A 17,641-nucleotide genomic window follows, 5' to 3' on the forward strand; every position below is an offset into this window, starting at 1 on the left:
CCCCATTTGTCGGGGGCCCCCCGTTCTTGTTTTAAAACCCGCCGGGGGGGGGGGGCGGGGCGCGTACCCCCCCCCCCCGCTCCGCTTCGCGGATCGACCCTCCCCACAAGGGGGAGGGTAAAACTCAATCCGAAACCGGCGTGTTCTCATCCACGTCGACGCGGAAATTGCCTTCGAGTATTTCGGCCTTCTTCTTCTCGACCAGTTCCTTGACGTCCGCCGGCAGCGTCTTGTCGAATTTGTGGTAGGGCGCCAGGAACGAGCCGCCCTTGGCCATGCGCGAGAAGTCACCGTAGTCCTGCGCGGTGAAGACGCCGGCCTTGACCAGTTTGATCGCCTGCTCGACCGTCGGATACATGTCCCAAACGGGACCGGTGATGACCGTGTCGGGGCCGAGGCTCGACTGGTCGGACATGTTGGAGATGGCAAGTACCTTCTTCTCCACTGCGGCTTCGATGACTCCGAAGCGCTCGGCGTAGATGACGTCGGCGCCGGCGTCGATCTGCGCGACCGCCGCTTCCTTGGCCTTCGGCGGATCGAAGAACGAGCCTATGAAGGCGACCTTCTTCTTGATGTTCGGATTGACCTCCTTGGCGCCGGCGAAGAAGGCGTTGACCAGCCGGTTCACTTCCGGAATGCCCATCGCCGCGACGGCGCCGATCGTGCCCGACTTCGACATCTTGCCGGCGATCATGCCGGACAGATAGGCCGGCTCGTGGATCCAGTTGTCGAAGACGCCGAAATTGGGTTCCGCCGGCCCGGCGCCCGAGCCGAACAGAAAGGCGGTCTTCGGGAACTGCTTGGCGGTGCGACGCGATTCACGCTCGGCGGCGAAGGCATCGCCCAGCACCAGCTGATAGCCGCCTTGCGCATATTCGCGCATGACGCGGCTGAAATCGGCGGTCTGCACCTTCTCCGACCATTTGTACTCGATGCCGAGTTCCTTCTCGGCCTTTTGCAGGGCGACATGGATCTGGTTGTCCCATGGCTCCTCGATCGGCGTGGCGAAGATCGCCGCCACCTTCAGCTTCTTATCCTTGCCGAAGGCAGCGCCCGGCAGCATCGCCGCGGCCAAGCCGAGCGCGCCGAGCTCCAGCACATTACGTCGCGAAAGACCCTCGCGTGTCGAATTAGATTTGTTCTTCCGGTCTTCCATTTCGTGCCCCTCTGTTTGACAGCCGTGTCGAGCCGGCCGTTCTAAAAATCAGACAGGGAACTATGGAACGGGTCCGGACTTTTGTCCACGTGGTCAAATTTAACCACGCACCGAATTCTTGAACTTAGCCGGCCAAGGGCCGCCGATCAGGCCCGTTCGAGCGCGATCGCGATACCCTGGCCGACGCCGATGCACATGGTCGCCAGCGCATAACGGCCGCCGCGTTCGCGAAGCTCCAGCGCCGCCGTGCCGGATATACGCGCACCCGACATGCCCAAGGGATGGCCGAGCGCGATGGCGCCGCCATTCGGGTTGACGTGTTCCGCGTCCTCGGCGATGCCGAGTTGGCGCAGCACGGCGATGCCTTGCGAGGCAAAGGCTTCGTTGAGTTCGATGACATCGAACTGTTTTGGCGTCAGGCCAAGCCGCGCGCAGAGTTTCTGCGTCGCCGGCGCCGGGCCGATGCCCATGATGCGCGGCGCCACACCGGCGGCGGCCCCGCCGAGCATGCGGGCGATCGGGGTCAGGCCGTACTTCTTGATCGCGGCCTCCGAAGCGACGATCAGCGCCGCCGCCCCGTCATTGACGCCGGAGGCATTGCCGGCCGTCACCGTACCTCCATGCCGGAACGGCGTCGGCAGCTTGGCCAGCGCCTCGACCGTGGTTCCGGCACGAGGATGCTCGTCCTTGGTGACGACAACCGGATCGCCCTTGCGCTGCGGGATGGTCACTGCTGTGATTTCCTTCGCCAGCCGGCCACTGGCTTGTGCGGCGACCGCCTTGTCCTGACTGCGCACGGCAAAGGCGTCCTGGGCCGCGCGGGAGATGGCGAACTCTTCTGCCACGTTCTCGCCGGTCTCCGGCATCGAATCGACGCCATATTGCTTCTTCATCAGCGGGTTGACGAAGCGCCAGCCGATGGTGGTGTCGTAGATCTCGGCGTTGCGCGAGAACGCCGTGTCGGCCTTGGGCATGACGAAGGGCGCCCGGCTCATCGATTCGACACCGCCCGCGATCATCAACTCCGCCTCGCCGGCCTTGATGGCGCGCACGGCAATGGTCAGCGCATCCATGCCGGAGCCGCACAGGCGATTGACGGTCGAGCCTGGAACTTCCTTCGGCAGGCCGGCCAGCAGCAGCGCCATGCGCGCCACGTTGCGGTTGTCCTCGCCGGCCTGGTTGGCGCAGCCATAGACGACGTCGTCGACCGCCTGCCAGTCGATGCCGGGATTGCGCTCGACCAGCGCCCTCAGGGGTATCGCGCCAAGGTCGTCGGCGCGCACCGAAGACAGCGAACCGCCAAAACGGCCGATCGGCGTGCGGATGTAGTCGCAGATATAGGCCTCGGCCATGTCATGCAGCCTTTGCTTTTCCGGTTCCCTCATGGGCCGCCTTGGTGCGGGCCTGCAGGTCGCGCAATGTCTTGAGTTCGAGTTCGCTTGGCGCCGGCGTTTCGTCAAGCGTATCAGTGAACTTAACCACCCAGCCACAGCTCTCCTGCACCTGCTGGCGCGCGACGCCGGGATGCAGCGACACCACGGTGAATTCCTTGCTCACCGGATCCGGCTTCCAGATGGCGAGGTCGGTGATCAGCAACGTCGGGCCTGATGTCTCGATGCCGAGGCGCTTGCGATGATCGCCGCCCTCGCCATGGCCGAAGGAGGTGAAGAAGTCGATCTTTTCGACCATCCCTCGCTTGGTCTGCGCCATGGTGATGTAGATCTCCTTCGACGACGTCGCGATCTCCGGCGCGCCGCCGCCGCCGGGCAGCCGGGTCTTGGGATGAAAATAGTCGCCAATGACCGTCGTGTTGATGTTACCGAACTTGTCGAGCTGCGCCGCACCGAGGAAGCCGATCGAGATGCGCCCGCCCTGCAGCCAGTAGCGGAACATCTCCGGCACCGCGACGGTGGTGACCGCGGTCTCGCACAATTCGCCGTCGCCGATCGACAGCGGCAGCACGTCGGGCGCGGTGCCGATCGTGCCGCTCTCGTAGATCAAGGTGATGTCGGGCGCATGCGTCAGCCGCGCCACGTTGCAGGCGGCCGATGGCGCGCCGATGCCGACGAAGCAGACATCGTCATTCCGCAGCGCGCGGCTGGCGGCGATCGTCATCATCTCGTTCGGGGTAAAGCCCAAGGAGGTCTGATCGTCGCTCATGCCGCTTTCCTCAGATACTCGACCCGAGCAGCGAAATCGTCGGCGCTCTTCTCGATGACATTGGCCTGCATCCACGCCTGGAATTTCTCGCGGTCGGCGGCGATCTCGTCCCATTCGAGATAGGCCGCATTGTCGCGCGCATAATAGCCATGCGCGTAGGACGGATGCGATCCGCCGGGCACGACCGATATCGCCGCGATCGTCCAGCGCGGCAGCACCGTCAGATTGGGGTACAGATCGTCGAAATTGTCGACCACTTCCTCCACCGTCACCACCGCGCGTTTGGCCGCCAGCACCGCTTCCTTCTGGATGCCGATGATGCCTTCGATCAGCACATTACCTTTCTTGTCGGCCTTCTGCGCGTGGATGAAGGTGACATCGGGCCGGATCGAAGGGACAGCCGCCAGCACCTCGCCGGTGAACGGACAGGTCACCGACTTGATGTTCGGATTGACCGCCGCCAGCCCGGCGCCGCGATAGCCGCGAAACACGGCGCAGGGCAGCCCCGCTGCACCCGCCTCATAGGCATTGGCCATACCGGCATGGCTATGTTCCTCGATTTCGAGCGGGCGCGGAAAGCCGTTCTCGATGGCATCGCGGGCGCGCCGCAGCAGGCCGACGCCGGGATTGCCGACATAGGAGAAGATGATCTTCTTCGCCATGCCCATGCCGATCATCTGGTCGTAGATCAGATCCGGCGTCATGCGGATCAGGGTCAGGTCGCGAAAACCCTGGCGGATCGCCTCATGCGCCGCCGCGGTCGGGATCAGATGGGTGAAGCCCTCGAAAGCGACCGCGTCGCCATGGTTCAAATTCTCCGCAACAGCCTGTTTGAGCGGCAGGAACTTGACCATCGCTTCGGCTCCGGATTCAGAATGTTCGTATTGCGAACATATGTTTTATATGCGATACTTTTCTACGCCAAGCGAAGGCGTGGAGTCAATCCTGATGCCGTTCCGTGGAGACAAGATGGACGAAGAGGCTGTTTCCCGTGATCATGTCGGCTCGCTTGAGCGCGGCCTTGCCGTCATGGAGATCCTGGCCCAGCACCCCTCGGGTATGACGCTGACCGAAATGGCCGAGGCGGCGGGCCTGACCCGCGCCGGTGCCCGACGCTTCCTGCTGACGCTGACCGCCACCGGCTATGCCACCCAGGCCGGCCGCGTGTTCTCGCTGTCGCCGCGCCTGCTGACGGTCGCCCGCACCTGGCTCGGTGGCGCCTCGCTATGGACCTTCGCCGCCCCCATCATGCGCGCGGTGGCGGCACAGCTGAACGAGGCCTGCTCGGCCGCGATCCTGTCGGGACAGGATGTCGTCTATGTCGCCCGTATTCCCGGTCGTCGTATCCTCAGCGTGTCGCTCGATGTCGGCACCAGACTGCCGGCCTATTGCACCTCGATGGGGCGCATCCTGCTTGCTGGCATGACGCCCCAGGAATTGGACGCATTTCTCGGCCAGGCAACGATCGAGAGGCGGACGCCGAAGACGATCACCGAAAAGCCGTTGCTGGCCGAGGCTATCGCGAAGGCGAAAGCGGACGGCTTTGCCATCGTCGACGAGGAATTGGAGCTTGGCCTGCGCTCGATCGCCGTGCCGATCCGCGACCGCTCGGGAAGCACGGTCGCGGCAATCAACGTCCCGACCCAGTCCGCCCGCTTCTCCGTCGCGGAGATGGAGCGGGAAATCCTGCCAGCGCTGCTTGGAGCCAGGCAGCGCATCGAGGATTTCTTTGTGGTTTAGTAAGATATTCTCGCCCGCCAATCGCAACTGCCGCGGCATGCAAAGTCCATGCGTCGGCGGGCCAGCACCCCCCTCTGGCCTGCCGGCCATCTCCCCCGCAAGGAGGGAGATCGCTGTCATCTCAGCTTTCGCCAATCTCCGCCGATGTAGGTGGGCGCAGCGCTGAATCTGCCAATCTCCCCCCTTGCGGGGGAGATGTCCGGCAGGACAGAGGGGGGTGTGAAGGATCGCTAAGGGTACTATTTTGTGCCGTTGCAGCGCGGCCTCAATGCTTGATGCGATCCCGCATGGCGTACCACAGCATCCCCAGCACATAGAGCGGACCGCGCAGCGCCGTGCCGCCGGGGAACGGCATCGGGGTCAGCGTCGAGAACAGGTCGAGCCGCGAGGCGTCGCCGGTGATCGCTTCGGCCAGCAGCTTCCCCGACAGCGTCGACAGGATGACGCCCTTGCCGGAATAGCCATGCGCGAAATAGACCTCGCCATAGTGCCCGACATGCGGCAGCCGCGACGTCGTCACCGACACCAGTCCGCCCCAGGCGTGATCGATGCGGCAGCCCTGAAGTTGAGGGAAGGTCTTTTCCATATGCGGCCGCACGAAGCCGGCGATATCCGCCGGCGGTGACGGGGTGTAGCGCTCGCCGCCGCCGAACAGCAGGCGTCCGTCCGCCGACATCCGGTAGTAGTTGACGACGAAGCGTGTGTCCGACACCGCGACATTGGCTGGGATGACATTGCGCTTGCCTTCCAGCGGCTCGGTGGCGACGATGTAGTTGCCGACCGGCATGATGCGACTGTTGACGCGCGGCTCCAGCCCACTGAGCAGCGCATCGCCCGCCAGCACGACATGTTTAGCGCGGACCGAACCCTTTGATGTCGAGACCCGGATCGAAGGCTCGCGCTCCAGCCGCACGGCAACCGAATTCTCGTGGATGGTGACGCCGGCAGCTATCGCGGCGCGGGCAAGGCCGAGCGTGTAATTGAGCGGATGCATGTGGCCGCCAAGCGGTTCGTACATCGCGCCGTGATAGGGCGTGTCGACCTTGTCGCGTGCTTCCGCCGCCGAAAGGATTTCGGCATTCGGAAACTTCATCACCGTGGCCAGGCACTCGGCCTCCTCCTCAAGATCCCTAAGATCGGAGCCGTTGACCGCGCCGACGAGATGGCCGGTCAGCCTGAGATCGCAATCGATGGCATGGCGCTCGATGATATCGAGCACCAGCCCGCGCGCCTCGAAGGCGAGATCGAACAACGCCTTTGCCCGCTCAGACCCATAGAGCTTGACCAGACCCTTGGCGCCCTTGCGCAGGCCGGGGATCATCTGGCCGCCATTGCGCCCCGAGGCGCCCCAGCCGATCTTGCCGCCCTCGAGCAGCACCACCTTCAATCCGCGCTCGGCGGCGTGAAGGGCGGCTGACAGCCCGGTGCAGCCGCCGCCGACCACCACCAAATCGGCGTCGACATCTCCCACCAGCGCCGGATGGTCCGGCGATGGATTGGCGGTGGCGACATAGTAGGATCTGCCGATATCGAGGCCCGAATTGAAACCCGTTGAACTGGAGGCCATGATCACACCTTGAGCAGCAGGTGGTCGCGTTCCCAACTCGTCACGACGCCCTGGAACAGGTCGAGTTCGACGCTCTTGACGCGCAGATAGGTCTGGAAGAAATCCTCGCCGAGCAGCGCCCGCACCGGGTCGCAAGCAGCGAAACGGTCAAGCGCCTCCTCCATGGTCTTCGGCAGCGTGCTCTTGATCTTATAGGCATTGCCAGACGCCTCGGTCGACCGCGCCAGTTTCTGTTCGACGCCGAGATAGCCGGCGAGCAGCGAGCCGGCGATCGCCAGGTAAGGATTGGAATCGGCACCCGGCAATCGGTTCTCCACCCGCCGCGCGGCGCGGCCACCAGCCGGCACGCGCAAGCCGCAGGAACGGTTGTCATGCGACCATTCGATGTTGGCCGGCGCGCTGTGGTTCGGCCTTATGCGGCGGAACGAGTTCACGTTCGGCGCGAACAGCAGCATGATTTCCGGGACATATTTCTGCAGGCCACCGATGAAATGACCGAACATTTCGGTGTCGGCATCGTCGCCGCCGGCAAACAGCGTCTTGCCGGCCTCGTCGATGATGGACATGTGGAGATGCATCGAACTTCCCGCCTGTGCCGCGATCGGCTTGGCCATGAAGGTGGCATGCATGCCGCTTTGCTGTGCGGCCTGGCGCGTCAACCGCTTGAACAGCAGCACCTTGTCGGCCAGCGGCAGCGCATCGCCATGCAGGAAATTGATCTCCAGCTGCGCCGTGCCCGATTCATGGATCAACGTGTCGAGCGGCAATCCGGCCGCCGCCGCATAATCATAGATGCGGCGGATCACCGGCTCGAACTCCTCGAGTGCCACCATGTCATAGGGATGCTGCACGGTTTCAGTCCGGCCGTTGGCGCCGATCGGTGCGGTCAGTGGCTGGTCGGGATCGGGATTGGGCGCGGTGAGATAGAATTCGAGCTCCGGCGCCACCACCGCCCGCCAGCCGCGCCTGGCGTAGAGATCGAGCACGGCCCGCAGTACATGGCGCGGCGAGGCCATCCATGGCCGGTCGTCCATGTGGAAGGCATCGGCGAAGACATAGGCCTTGCCAGCAGCGGCGCCGGGCGCGAGGCTGAGCGTCGAAACGTCGGGCACCATGCGCATATCCGGGTCCGAATAGGCAAAACCCTCGTCGATCGCGCCGGAATAGCGGCCGTCGATGCTGACCAGGAAGGCGCTGCTCGGCAAATAGAGCGCGCGGTCTTCCAGCGCCTGGAGGAATTTGGCCACCGGCAAGGCCTTGCCGCGCAGCACACCGTTCATGTCGGGCACCAGGCACTCGACCTCGTTGATGCCGTGCAGGGCCAGCCAGCTTTTCGGATCGGCGTTGTTCAGGGCGGAGTTATTCGTCGTGATTTGGTCAGGCATTTCGTTCATGTCCGTATCAGAGAGAGTATGGCTTGCGCGGCCACATCCGTTCCAGGTTTCAGCACCATTTGGGCTGCATTCCGCTTCAAGCGGGCGCGCATGGCGTCATCGGCCAGCAGGCCGAGAATGGCTTTCTCCAATACTCCTTCGGTCCAGGCATCACGGCCGATATGGTCACCGCCGGTCTCGCCGGCACGGCGTGCATTGTGCCCGGCCCCGGGTCGGGCGCCTCTCGCACGCAGCGCCTGCGCGAAGCCGACACAACTCAAAGCTGGTCCGAAACTCGCTTCGGGAAACAGCGCGATGGTCGGGCTGGCTTTACGCGTCAATTAATCCTCGTCATTCCGGCCGGCTGATCATGCCGAACAGCGCTATGGTCGCGGGTCGCGGGAGAGTCGCAGACGAATGCGAAGCAGATCGGCAGCCAACTCATACTGCCGGCTTTTAAGATGGTCGAGGATATTCAGGTGTTCGCGCAGCGATTGCTGCAACCGGAAGACGTCGACGATGTCACGGTAGATGTCGGCCGGTGCGGTGCAGGTGTCAGAACTCGCAGGCAATGACCACCTTCGCGGACTGGTTGAAGACGGCCGGGCTGGGACTCACAGCAATGCCGCCGGGCGAGGCCCGGCGGCATCCTTGACTCCGCTACTGCCGTTTCGGCGACGATTCGCTACGGCGTCGTTTCCGCTTCAATCGCTGCCGCCGTCTGGTCGATCTTGTCGGCAAGGACGCCTTGGGCCCAAGCGGTGACATCGGCATCGACGGGCTTGTTGGCCATGTCCGTCAGCGCCGCGTCGAGCGATGCATCATCGGTGCCGGTCGCTGCCGCCGTCGCCGCGTCATTGGCGGCGGCGACCTCTGCCTCCTGGGCGGTGATTTCGGCCTGCAGATCGGTTATCTTCCCAGGCAAGGCCGCCTGATCTTCGGGCGTCATGGCCGCAATCTGTTCGGCCGTCAGCGACGTCAAGGCGCTCAACTGCGAATTCAGCGCATCCAGCTTATCCTGAGCCGCCTCAGCTGCGGCCTGGGCGACCTTGGCTTTCGCGGACTGCGTCACGAAAGCCTGGATAGCGGCGAACTTCTTGCTCTTGGAGTTCATGTAGGCGTTGATGTTGCGCTGCAGCGAATTCAGCCGGCCAAGCTTGGCGTGGATGTTCTTCTCCTTGGACACGGACGAGACCTTTGCGGTCTTATCGACCGTGGAGTCGTCCGCTTCGGCCTTGGCCACCTGCCCAGGAGCCGACGACTTGCCGTGCGAAGCGCCGCTGTTGCCATGGCCGTTGCCACCACCGTGGCCATTTCCACCCCCATTGCCGTTGCCGCCGCCGTGCCCGTTGCCGCCAGCTTCGGCGATTGCCGGAGACGCCAGAAGCGCCAATGCGGCAAGCGCCGCGAACAGAGTTTTTCGATTTGTCATGGTAACCTCCTCGGGGAATCGCCGCTCTTCGCCCAACCGCTAGCGACCGTCGTATGAGGAATCCCTAATTGTTCAGAGTAAACTTTAGACAAATGCGGTCTCAATACGCGAGCTGGAACCGCCGGGAATGGTAACTACCTGATATTTAATACGAATATCCGATCACGAGCGACCATGGCACTGAAGTCCCATGCCGATCGGACCATAGTCCTGGCTACCGACCCGGCAGCAGGGAAAAGTCGTGGGGCAGTGTATCGGAAAGGCGCTGAAATAAAGGGCCTGGCGGCGAGATCATAGTCTCAGCCGATGCTTTCGCCGCCATCGATCACCAGCGCCTGGCCGGTCATGAAAGAGGAGCGGTCGGAGACGAGGAACAGGATCGCTTCGGCGATCTCTTCGGCGCTGGCCCAGCGCCCCATCGGGATCTTGGTGCGGACATAGGTTTCGATCGCCTCGCGGCCGCCCATCTGGGCGATGAACGGTTCGTTGAACGGCGTGTCGACCCAGCCTGGGCAGAGCGCGTTGACGCGGACATTGTACCGGGCATAGTCGAGCGACATCTGCCGCGTCATCGCCACCACCGCATGTTTGGAGGTGGCGTAGGCGATCATCTCGCGGTCGTAGAACACGCCGGAATTGGAGGCGGTGTTGAGGATGACACCGCCGCCTCGTGCGACCATCGACGGCATGACCAACCTCGCCGCCAGGAACTGCGCCCGCACATTGACCCGCCACGAGGCATCCATGCCTTCGGTCTCGACTTCGGTCAGCGTGCCGCCGACCTGGATACCGGCGTGATTGTGCAGGATGTCGATGCGCCCATGCCTGTCAAGCGTGCCGGCAACGAGTTGCTCGACCGCCGCGTCCTCAGCGACATCGGTCGCGATCGCCTCGGCCCGGCCGCCCACTGCCCGGATGTCCGAAGCCGTGGCTTCGCCAGCGGCCTCATCCCTGTCGGCGATGACGACCATCGCGCCCTCCCTGGCCATGATCATGGCGCCGGCGCGCCCGATGCCGGAGCCGGCGCCTGTCACCACGGCGATGCGGTCTTTGAGGATCATGATGCGACTTTCAGTTCGATGGTTTGCGCTGACGCAGCTGCCATTGGGCAAGCACCACAATCAGCACGGAGGCGACGAGCACGATCGTCGCGATGGCATTGATTTCCGGCGTTACCCCGCGCCGGATCGACGCGAAGACATAGATCGGCAGCGTCGTCTGCGCGCCGGCGACGAAGAAGGCGACGATGAAATCGTCGAAGGAGAAGGTGAAGGCGAGCAGGAAGCCGGCAACGACCGCCGGCATGATCTGCGGCAGCACGATCGACCGGAACGTCGTCAGCGGCGTGGCGTAGAGATCGCTCGAGGCCTCGACCAGATTGCGGTCGAGGCTGCCGAGGCGCGTGCCGACGATCATCGTCACCAGCGCCATGGAGAACAGCCCGTGCGCTGCGATGATCGAACCATAGCCGAGCGCCAGGCGCGGCGGTTTGTCATCGGGCCAGATCGAGGCGAGAAACGGGTTGACGACCGTAAACAGCTGGACGAGCGCGACCAGCGTCGAGATGCCGATGACGACACCCGGAACGACGATCGCGGCACCCAGAAGCGCATCGAAGATAGCACGGGTCCGCACGCTGACGCGCGCCAGGCCGAGCGCGGCCGCGGTGCCGCATAACGCCGCCAGCGACGCACTGGTGGTGGCGATGAACAGGCTGTTCTTCAGCGCTTCGACCAGGAACGGGTTTGCCAGCGCCTTGCCATACCATTGCACCGAAAAGCCGGTGAACTCGCTCGCATGGTGACCGGCGTTGAAAGAGAACAGCACGACCAGTGCGATCGGCAGATAAAGGAAGGCGAAGACGGCAATGACGAAGGCGCGCATCAGATCAGATCCACCCGGCGCGCGCCCGAAACCCGGGTCGAGATGCGGTTGGCGGCAATCAGCACCACCACCGAGACCAGCACCAGCGTGATCGCGATGGCCGATCCGAACGGCCAGTTGCGCGACTGCAGGAACAGGTCGACCAGCGCATTGCCGATGAAGAACACCTTGCCGCCGCCGAGCAGCGTCGGGATCAGATATTCGCCGAGCAGCAGGATCATCACCAGCGAGAAGCCGGTCATCACGCCGGGCAGCGACAGTTTCAGGGTCACGCCGAGGAAAGTCGAAATCGGTGTTGCACCGAGATCGGCGGAGGCTTCAAGCAGCCGGCGGTCGAGCCGCTCGAGGCTGACATAGATCGGCAGGATCATCAGCGGCAGATAGCCATAGACGATGCCGAGCAGCACCGCGCCCGGCGTGTTGATCAGTCTGACATCCTCGAACCCGATATAGGCGAGCAATGCCGGAATGCCGCGCCCGCCCAGCACATACATCCAGGCATAGGTCCGCATCAGAAGGCTGGTCCAGAACGGAATGACGACCAGCGCCAGCAGGATCAGCCGCCAGCGCTGCGGCGCCTGCAAGGCAAGGTAATAGGCAACCGGATAGGCGACGAGCAGGCAGGCGAGCGCCCCTACGGGCGCCAGCACCATTGTGTTCCAGAAGGCGGTCGCCCGCGCTGGAAGATTGGCATATTGAGCGAAAGTAAAAGCCCCCTGATAGCCGCCTTCCGGCGCCCGTTCGCCGACGCTGAATACAGCGATGGCGATGAACGGCAGCACCAGAAACACCACCAGCCACGCGGCCGCCGGACCGAGCAGCATGGCGGTCAGAAGGTTCTTGCGAAGACGGCTGCCGTGCATGGAGAGATTGCCCCGGTGCCGGCGGGAATGAACCCGCCGGTCAAGTTATCTGAGTCGAATTTGAGGCCGCGCGGTTCAGGCCGACTTGAAGCGCGCCATCAATTCGGCACGGCCGGGATCGGTCAGCGTTGCCGCCGCGCCGAATTCCAGCGGCGTCAACAGGTCCGCCGCCGGATAAAGGATCGGATTGTCGAGCACCTCCTTCGGCAGCAGCTTGTTGACCCGCGCATCGGTCGATGGCGCACCATTGGCCAGATGCTCCTTCACCGCCACCTGCGGGTTCATCAGGTAGTTGAGCAGAGCGTAACCGGCGGGCTTGTTCGGCGCGTCCTTCGGGATGGCGTAGAAGTCGGTCCAGATCTCGCCGCCTTCCTTGCCCAGCACATAGGCGATCTCGGGAATGTCGCGATGCAACTGCGCGCCATCGTTCGTCCAGCACATGGTCATCCAGGCGTCACCAGCGCGCATTCCCGGCTGGTAGTCGGATGAAACCGCGAACAGATGCGGCTTGACCTTCAGCAGCAGTTCCTCCGCCTTGGCTAGTTCGTCTGATTTGAGCGAGTTGAACGAGTAGCCGTAATATTTCAGGGCATTGCCGATCGTGGTCAGCTGATAGTCGTGCACCATGGTGCGGCTGTCGCCTTCCGCCATGGCGGTGTCCCAGAACTCCTTCCAGCTGGTCATCGGCTTGGTCAGCTTCCTGGTATTGACGGCAAATCCGGTGGTGCCCCAGTTTTTCGGTACGGCGTAGGCCACGCCGTCGATCGTGCCTTCCCCAGTGAAGCGCGAGTCCTCCTGCGAGCCGTCGAAATTCGGCAGCTTCGCCATATCCAGCGGCTCGATGATGCCGAGCTTCTTGTAGGTCGAGATCGTGTAGTTGGTCGGCACGAAAAGGCTCCAGCCCGAGGCGCCCGCCTGCAGCTTGGCCAGCATCTCCTCGTTGGAGCCGAACACGTTGACCTCGACGGCAACCCCGGTGTCCTTCTTGAAATTCTCGAATGTCGCCGGGTCATGATAGTTCGGCCAGGTGGCGATCGACATGCGGTCGCCAAGGCTTTCAGCGGCAAAGGCCGGCGTCGGCATGATTCCGATCTCGCGCGCCATCACCGCCGTCGCGATGCCAAGGCCGGTGAGGCCAAGGAAATCGCGGCGGCCGATCGAGCCGCGCTTCAAACGCATCAGCTGGTCGACAAAGTTCTCAGGGCTTATCGGCAGTCCATCACGATATGATTTCGACATGTTTATCTACCCTCTGGTTGGTCCCGTTGTTCTTGGGGTCCGGAAACGCCAGCGGCGTTCGGGAGGCAAAGCCGATGGCGACGGGTTCACCCGGCTTGAAGAGATTGCCGTGGCCGATCAGATGATCGGCCTTGGCGAGCAGCGTTCCAATGCCCTGGACCTCGATCGCGTATTCCGCTGTCGAACCCAGGAAAATCCGATTGCGGACGATGCCTTTGAAGCGGCCGCTTCCTGAAATGCCGAGACTGAGCGATTCAGGACGCAGGCTGACCGACACGGCCTCGCCTTGCTGCAAGGCGGTGCGCTTGCGCGCGGCAATCACGGTGCCGTCCGCTAGCGCCACCTCCACCAGATCGCCCGTATGCCCGGCGACCTTGCCGCTCAAGAGGTTGGTCTTACCGACGAAGTCAGCGACAAACAGGTCGGCCGGCTCGTCATAGATCTCGCTCGGCTGTCCGAGCTGGACGATACGGCCGCCATTCATGACGCAGACGAAATCGCTCATCGACAGCGCTTCCTCCTGGTCGTGGGTGACCAGCACGAAAGTGATGCCGATCTCGCGCTGCAGGTTCTGCAGCTCGATCTGCATGTCGGTCCGCAGCTTCTTGTCGAGCGCCGCCAGCGGCTCGTCGAGCAGCAGCACCGCCGGCTTGTTGACCAGCGCGCGTGCCAGCGCGACACGCTGCTGCTGGCCACCGGACAGTTCGTGGATCTTGCGACGGCCATAGCCGGCAAGCCGCACCATTTCGAGCGCCTCGCCGGCTCTCAGGCCGATCTCGCGCGACGACAACCGCGGCCTTGCCTGGCGCAGCCCGTAGGCGACGTTGTCCTCGACATCCAGATGCGGAAACAGCGCGTATTGCTGGAACACCATGTTGACCGGCCGCCGGTAGGGCGGCGTGCCGGCCATATCCTGGCCGCGAATGAACACCTGGCCTTCGCTCGGCTGTTCGAAACCGCCGATCATGCGCAGGCAGGTGGTCTTGCCGCAGCCGGACGGCCCGAGCAGAGCGACGAAAGCGGATGGTGGGACGGCAAGATCGATGCCGCTCACTGCCGTCACGCTGCCATAGCGCTTGGTGACGCCGCGAAACTCGATGTCGGGCACTGCGGTCAAAGGCTGCGGACTCCCCAGGGCAATTTCAAGACGCTACCAGAGCCAATGCCGGCTAGTATATACCTCGCAGGTGGTATATCTGAGCTATTTTCTCGTTTAAGGGGGTATGGCCTTGTCCCGCAGCGACGAATACAGCCGGCTCGCCACGCTGGTCGCGGCAACGCGAGAGACCAGCGGCGACCTGTTCGGCCAGGCGCTGGTCGATTGGCTTCGGCAGCATGTCAGTTTCGATCACTGCGTGATCTTCGGCTATCGCGGCGCCTCGCGCCCGCCGCTGCTCTTCGAGACGTTCTCGCCAGCCGAAAGTCACGTCTTCGTCGCGCTCTATCAGGAAGGGCCGTATCTGCTCGACCCGTTCCATCACGCGGCGGTCGAGCGCAAGGAAGGGTTCTGGCGCATGCGCGAACTGGCGCCGGACCGCTTCTACGCCAGCGAGTATTTTCGCTCCTACTACAGCCAGACCAGGCTGGCCGAGGAGGTCGGCTTCTTCGTGCCGCTGCCCGGCAAGGACGCGCTTGTGCTCTCACTGATGCGGCTGCGCGCCTCGGGCCCGTTCGGCACCGCCGATGCCAGATTGTTGCGCGACATGGCGTCGGCGGTGATCAGTTTCGCCAGATTGCGCTGGCCCGCCCTACCGGCCGACGAACCGGCGGAGGTGAAGCAGGACGAGACGATAGCGCCGGTCAACGAATTCGATCGCGCCCATATCTGGCAGAGCCTGTCGCTGACGCCGCGCGAAAAGCATGTCGTTGATCTGGTGCTGCAGGGGCACTCCACCGAGTCGATCGCCCGGGCCATGCGCATCGTGCCGGGAACCGTGAAAGTCCATCGCCGCAACATCTACCGCAAGCTCAAGATCAAGTCGCAGGCCGGCCTCTTCGCGCGCTTCGTCGAGATCATCGACGCGCGGATCCGGTAATTTCTCCGGCCTTGAATCACCGCTCGATCAGGCTGTTGCGCCGGCTTCCCAGGAACCCGTCTCGGCCATTGTCTTGAGCAGTGGCGCCGGCTTGAAAACGTCCTTGCCGGTGCGCTGATGCCAGTACTCGAGCCGCTTGATAATCTTGCCCGCCCCTTCGAGACCGGCCCAGAACATCGGGCCGCCCTTGCCGATGGGAAAGCCGTAGCCGTTGACCCAGACGACATCGATGTCGGACGCGCGGGCCGCGATCCCTTCTTCCAGGATCTTCGCGCCCTCATTGATCAGGGGATAGAGCGTGCGCTCGATGATTTCTTCCGCACTGATCGCGCGCGGAGCGATGCCCTTTTCGTCCGCCTTGGCGCGGATCAGCGCCTCGACTTGCGGGTCCGGAACCGGTGTGCGCGAACCGTTCTCATAGAGATAAAACCCCTTGCCGGTCTTCTGGCCGAACCGTCCCTGCTCGCACAGCGTGTCGGCGATGACGGCTGTCTGGCCGCGCGCCTTGCGGTTTCGCCAGCCGATGTCGAGGCCGGCCAGATCGCCCATCTGGAACGGTCCCATCGGCCAGCCGAAATCGGTGAACACCTGATCGATCTGGCGCGGGGTAGCGCCTTCCAAAAGAAGCGCTTCGGATTCCGAACCACGCGCCGCCAGCATGCGGTTGCCGACGAAGCCATGGCAGACTCCGACGACCACGGCCACCTTGCCGATCCGCCGCGCCAGGTCGAGGACGGTCGCCAGCGCGTCGGGCGCGGTCCTCTGCGCCCGCACGATCTCCAGCAGCTTCATGACATTGGCCGGCGAGAAGAAATGCAGCCCGACCACATCCTGCGGCCGTGAGGTCGAGGCGGCGATTTCGTCGATGTCGAGATAGGACGTGTTGGTGGCGAGGATCGCACCGGGCTTCGCCACCGCTTCGAGCTTGCCGAACACCTCCTTCTTGACCGCCATGTCCTCGAACACCGCCTCGACGATCAGGTCGCAATCGGCGAGATCGGCATAGTCGGTGGAACCCGTGAACTGGGCGAGCCGCTGGCGCTTGGCATCTTCGGTCAACGAGCCGCGCGTGACGGACACCGAGTAGTTCTTGTCGATGGTCGCCAATCCGCGCTGCAACGCCTCGTGGCTGGTTTCCAGCAAGGTGACGGGGTAGCCGCCATTGGCGAAGGCCATGGCGATGCCGCCGCCCATCGTGCCGGCGCCGATGACGCCGATGCGGGCAATCCTGCGCTTGACGACATCCTTGGCCGAAATCTTCGCCGCCTCACGTTCGGCGAAGAACAGATGGCGCTGCGCCCGCGACTGGTCGCTGCCCACCAGTTTCACGAACAGCGCGCGCTCCGCCGCCAGCGCCGCGTCGAAGGGCAGCGTGACGGCATTGCGCACCGACAGTGCGCAGGCGATCGGCGCATCGAGGCCGCGCGCCTTCCTGTCAAGATCCGCCGCCTCGGCGTCGAGAGCCGCCAGGTCGGTCTCCTTGAGCCCGTCATCGCGATCGCGCACCGGGGTGAAGGGGCCACCCTTGCGGGCTAGCTCCCTGGCAAAGTTGACGGCATGCGTGGTCAGATCGCCCTCGAAGACGGCATCGACGAGACCGGCGGCATGCGCCTCGGTCGCACCGATCGGGACGCCGGAAACGATCATCTTCAAGGCCTTCAGCGCGCCGACAAGGCGCGGCAGCCGCACCGTGCCGCCGCCGCCTGGCAAGAGACCAAGCTTCACCTCCGGCAGGCCGAGCTTGGCGCCGGTATCGGCAACGCGAAAATGGCACCCGAGCGCCAATTCCAGGCCGCCGCCAAGCGCGGTGCCATGAATGGCGGCGATCATCGGCTTGGTGATGGTTTCCAGCGTCGCCACGATGGCGCGCAGATCGGGCTGCTGCACCGGCTTGCCGAATTCGGTGATGTCGGCCCCGGCGACAAAGGTCCGGCCGGCGCAAGCGATGACGACGGCAGCAACCGACGCATCGTCGCGCAGCTCAACCAGCGCCTGCATCAGTGGTTCGCGAACGTGGAAGCTCAGCGCATTGACCGGCGGATTGTCGATGGTGACGATGGCGACACCGCCATCGCGGTTGATCCTGAGGAAATCGGACACGCAAAACCTCCCAGCACTAATCAGCAGCCATGGCCGCGCAAACCGGATTTACAGCGCCATGGCGCGGATAGGAACCGGATGCCGGCCTGGC

The 17,641-nt window shown here is 63.8% G+C and carries 17 protein-coding genes; 2 read left to right on the plus strand and 15 right to left on the minus strand.

Annotation, left to right across the window (positions count from 1 at the left end; genetic code table 11):
- Positions 1–124: 124 nt before the first annotated feature.
- The 4 genes from NKH03_RS18065 to NKH03_RS18080 form a co-directional block, all read right to left on the minus strand.
- Positions 125–1,156 (minus strand): BMP family protein, encoded by a 1,032-nt coding sequence (locus tag NKH03_RS18065; protein WP_352866160.1) that lies wholly within the window; start codon positions 1,154–1,156, stop codon positions 125–127.
- A gap of 146 nt (positions 1,157–1,302) precedes the next feature.
- Positions 1,303–2,508, minus strand: a complete 1,206-nt coding sequence (gene pcaF / locus NKH03_RS18070; protein ID WP_352969700.1) for a 3-oxoadipyl-CoA thiolase — start codon at positions 2,506–2,508, stop codon at positions 1,303–1,305.
- Between the two features lies 1 nt (position 2,509).
- Positions 2,510–3,316, minus strand: a complete 807-nt coding sequence (locus NKH03_RS18075; RefSeq protein ID WP_352969573.1) for a CoA-transferase subunit beta — start codon at positions 3,314–3,316, stop codon at positions 2,510–2,512.
- Complete coding sequence (locus tag NKH03_RS18080; RefSeq protein WP_352969575.1) at positions 3,313–4,170, minus strand: CoA transferase subunit A; 858 nt, start codon at positions 4,168–4,170, stop codon at positions 3,313–3,315. Before NKH03_RS18080 ends, NKH03_RS18075 begins: the two co-directional genes overlap by 4 nt.
- A 115-nt stretch (positions 4,171–4,285) precedes the next feature.
- On the opposite strand from NKH03_RS18080, the gene NKH03_RS18085 reads away from it, so the two are divergent.
- Positions 4,286–5,056, plus strand: a complete 771-nt coding sequence (locus NKH03_RS18085; protein WP_352969702.1) for an IclR family transcriptional regulator domain-containing protein — start codon at positions 4,286–4,288, stop codon at positions 5,054–5,056.
- A 265-nt stretch (positions 5,057–5,321) separates the two neighbouring features.
- On the opposite strand, the gene NKH03_RS18090 is transcribed toward NKH03_RS18085, so the two are convergent.
- The 10 genes from NKH03_RS18090 to NKH03_RS18135 all read right to left on the minus strand — a co-directional run bounded on the left by NKH03_RS18090 (position 5,322) and on the right by NKH03_RS18135 (position 14,531).
- Positions 5,322–6,623 (minus strand): NAD(P)/FAD-dependent oxidoreductase, encoded by a 1,302-nt coding sequence (locus NKH03_RS18090; RefSeq protein WP_352969576.1) that lies wholly within the window; start codon positions 6,621–6,623, stop codon positions 5,322–5,324.
- A gap of 2 nt (positions 6,624–6,625) precedes the next feature.
- A complete protein-coding gene (locus NKH03_RS18095) occupies positions 6,626–8,008 on the minus strand; it encodes a glutamine synthetase family protein (protein ID WP_352969578.1) in 1,383 nt (460 codons plus the stop codon).
- A gap of 5 nt (positions 8,009–8,013) precedes the next feature.
- Positions 8,014–8,337 carry a hypothetical protein gene (locus NKH03_RS18100; RefSeq protein WP_352969580.1) on the minus strand — a complete coding sequence of 108 codons (324 nt, stop codon included), beginning with the start codon at positions 8,335–8,337 and terminating at the stop codon, positions 8,014–8,016.
- A 42-nt stretch (positions 8,338–8,379) separates the two neighbouring features.
- Positions 8,380–8,568 (minus strand): hypothetical protein, encoded by a 189-nt coding sequence (locus tag NKH03_RS18105; RefSeq protein WP_352969582.1) that lies wholly within the window; start codon positions 8,566–8,568, stop codon positions 8,380–8,382.
- A 113-nt stretch (positions 8,569–8,681) separates the two neighbouring features.
- The gene (locus NKH03_RS18110) at positions 8,682–9,428 is read right to left on the minus strand and encodes a hypothetical protein (RefSeq protein ID WP_352969584.1); all 747 of its coding nucleotides are present in this window, start codon (positions 9,426–9,428) and stop codon (positions 8,682–8,684) included.
- 299 nt (positions 9,429–9,727) lie between these two features.
- Entirely contained in the window at positions 9,728–10,489 is a 762-nt protein-coding gene (locus NKH03_RS18115; RefSeq protein ID WP_352969586.1) for an SDR family NAD(P)-dependent oxidoreductase, read from the minus strand.
- A 10-nt stretch (positions 10,490–10,499) separates the two neighbouring features.
- A complete protein-coding gene (locus tag NKH03_RS18120; protein ID WP_352879878.1) occupies positions 10,500–11,312 on the minus strand; it encodes an ABC transporter permease in 813 nt (270 codons plus the stop codon).
- Positions 11,312–12,175, minus strand: a complete 864-nt coding sequence (locus NKH03_RS18125) for an ABC transporter permease (RefSeq protein ID WP_352969588.1) — start codon at positions 12,173–12,175, stop codon at positions 11,312–11,314. The genes NKH03_RS18120 and NKH03_RS18125 overlap by 1 nt, the downstream gene beginning before the upstream one ends.
- Positions 12,176–12,250: 75 nt before the next feature.
- The gene (locus NKH03_RS18130) at positions 12,251–13,414 is read right to left on the minus strand and encodes an ABC transporter substrate-binding protein (RefSeq protein WP_352969590.1); all 1,164 of its coding nucleotides are present in this window, start codon (positions 13,412–13,414) and stop codon (positions 12,251–12,253) included.
- Entirely contained in the window at positions 13,395–14,531 is a 1,137-nt protein-coding gene (locus tag NKH03_RS18135; RefSeq protein ID WP_352969592.1) for an ABC transporter ATP-binding protein, read from the minus strand. The genes NKH03_RS18130 and NKH03_RS18135 overlap by 20 nt, the downstream gene beginning before the upstream one ends.
- A 106-nt stretch (positions 14,532–14,637) precedes the next feature.
- Between NKH03_RS18135 and NKH03_RS18140 the strand changes: the two genes are divergently transcribed.
- On the plus strand, positions 14,638–15,450 hold the full coding sequence (locus tag NKH03_RS18140) for a helix-turn-helix transcriptional regulator (RefSeq protein ID WP_352969594.1): 813 nt from the start codon (positions 14,638–14,640) through the stop codon (positions 15,448–15,450).
- Between the two features lie 27 nt (positions 15,451–15,477).
- Here NKH03_RS18140 and NKH03_RS18145 read toward each other — a convergent pair whose 3' ends face one another.
- On the minus strand, positions 15,478–17,550 hold the full coding sequence (locus NKH03_RS18145; RefSeq protein WP_352969596.1) for a 3-hydroxyacyl-CoA dehydrogenase NAD-binding domain-containing protein: 2,073 nt from the start codon (positions 17,548–17,550) through the stop codon (positions 15,478–15,480).
- Positions 17,551–17,641 lie beyond the last annotated feature (91 nt).

Origin of the sequence: Mesorhizobium sp. M1406, assembly GCF_040317555.1 — a bacterium.
In the GTDB taxonomy this organism is placed as follows: Bacteria; Pseudomonadota; Alphaproteobacteria; order Rhizobiales; family Rhizobiaceae; genus Mesorhizobium.

Excerpts from the sequence above, each read along its gene's own strand:
- NKH03_RS18065 (WP_352866160.1), bottom strand. The coding sequence starts at position 1,156 with ATGGAAGACCGGAAGAACAAATCTAATTCGACACGCGAGGGTCTTTCG.
- pcaF (WP_352969700.1), bottom strand. The coding sequence starts at position 2,508 with ATGGCCGAGGCCTATATCTGCGACTACATCCGCACGCCGATCGGCCGT.
- NKH03_RS18075 (WP_352969573.1), bottom strand. The coding sequence starts at position 3,316 with ATGAGCGACGATCAGACCTCCTTGGGCTTTACCCCGAACGAGATGATG.
- NKH03_RS18080 (WP_352969575.1), bottom strand. The coding sequence starts at position 4,170 with ATGGTCAAGTTCCTGCCGCTCAAACAGGCTGTTGCGGAGAATTTGAAC.
- NKH03_RS18085 (WP_352969702.1), top strand. The coding sequence starts at position 4,286 with ATGGACGAAGAGGCTGTTTCCCGTGATCATGTCGGCTCGCTTGAGCGC.
- NKH03_RS18090 (WP_352969576.1), bottom strand. The coding sequence starts at position 6,623 with ATGGCCTCCAGTTCAACGGGTTTCAATTCGGGCCTCGATATCGGCAGA.
- NKH03_RS18095 (WP_352969578.1), bottom strand. The coding sequence starts at position 8,008 with ATGCCTGACCAAATCACGACGAATAACTCCGCCCTGAACAACGCCGAT.
- NKH03_RS18110 (WP_352969584.1), bottom strand. The coding sequence starts at position 9,428 with ATGACAAATCGAAAAACTCTGTTCGCGGCGCTTGCCGCATTGGCGCTT.
- NKH03_RS18115 (WP_352969586.1), bottom strand. The coding sequence starts at position 10,489 with ATGATCCTCAAAGACCGCATCGCCGTGGTGACAGGCGCCGGCTCCGGC.
- NKH03_RS18120 (WP_352879878.1), bottom strand. The coding sequence starts at position 11,312 with ATGCGCGCCTTCGTCATTGCCGTCTTCGCCTTCCTTTATCTGCCGATC.
- NKH03_RS18125 (WP_352969588.1), bottom strand. The coding sequence starts at position 12,175 with ATGCACGGCAGCCGTCTTCGCAAGAACCTTCTGACCGCCATGCTGCTC.
- NKH03_RS18130 (WP_352969590.1), bottom strand. The coding sequence starts at position 13,414 with ATGTCGAAATCATATCGTGATGGACTGCCGATAAGCCCTGAGAACTTT.
- NKH03_RS18140 (WP_352969594.1), top strand. The coding sequence starts at position 14,638 with ATGGCCTTGTCCCGCAGCGACGAATACAGCCGGCTCGCCACGCTGGTC.